The following is a 1,075-nucleotide window of genomic DNA, read 5'->3' on the forward strand; positions in this document are numbered from 1 at the left end:
TTCTCCGGCAACAAGTGCAGATGGTGAGTATGTTTATGTTTCTTCCAGTAATTACAACCTGGTTTGTTTCACGAAACTCGGTGAACGGACTTGGGGATTTGATTGCGGACAGAACAATGAACCGAATCGAGGTTCTGACTATCAGCATCCGACTCCTACGGTGGATTCCGACGGAACGGTTTATGTAGCTGTCGGAGATAATTCTTCCAAAGCGGATGCAACTAAGTCTGCCAGTATTTATGCCGTTAAAGGTGGTGCGGACGGCGGCACACAGAAGTGGTTTACTTCGATTGGCGCAAAATCGAGTATGCGTCCTTTCGGTGCTCCGGTTGTCACGGATCAGTATGTGATGATTCTGACGAATTCGGCTCCAAGTACGGATGGTATGCATTTCCGTATTTACGATAAAGCGTCCGGTGTTCTGAAGTATGCGGAGAAAACATCTTCTGGAAGTTATGGCGGTTGCGTAGGATTGAAAGATGGCAGGGCACTTGTCAACACGGGACAGAGCGGAGGACGGTCGTATGGTACACACATCTTCTTTCCGAATGGCAATGGCTGGAGCAAGTCGACCAATGAGCAAAACTATGCTCCGAATGATCAGCCGAATGGCAGTCAGATCGCTGTCGGTGCAGACGGGAGAGCATATATTCTTTGTCATAATTTGGGTGCCCGGATTTCGACCAATGAGACGAAAGCATTGGTTTATTGCTATGATACCAAGAAGACGACCGCAGGTAATGTTTCTACTCCTGAATGGTACACTGCTGTCAAAGGGGAAAATAAACAAACCGGTTATGGCTTGGTGGTTGATGGAAATGGGGTTGTGTATGTAGCTACTGACAAATACATTACTGCTATTTCTTCCGCTGGTTCCGTTTTGTGGTCAACAGAAGTGGCTGGTACTGCTTATGGTGTTCCTGCTATAGATAATGAAGGGTATATCTACTATAATGATACGGAAAAAGGTTCTTTGGTGAAGCTTGAACCGGCCACAGGAAAGGCAATCGCTTCGCTCCAGCTTGGAACCGAACTGAAATCATCTCCTACCATATCTGCTGATGGCACAATCTAT

1 protein-coding gene is annotated in these 1,075 nt (G+C 46.6%); it reads left to right on the forward strand.

From position 1 onward, the window contains the following. Positions 1 to 1,075: PQQ-binding-like beta-propeller repeat protein (locus tag AB5935_RS27795; protein WP_368328074.1), on the forward strand; the 1,075-nt coding region annotated here is incomplete at both ends.

The organism is Phocaeicola sp. RTP21198st1_B8_RTP21198_201120, assembly GCF_040929485.1.
In the GTDB taxonomy this organism is placed as follows: Bacteria; Bacteroidota; Bacteroidia; order Bacteroidales; family Bacteroidaceae; genus Phocaeicola; species Phocaeicola dorei.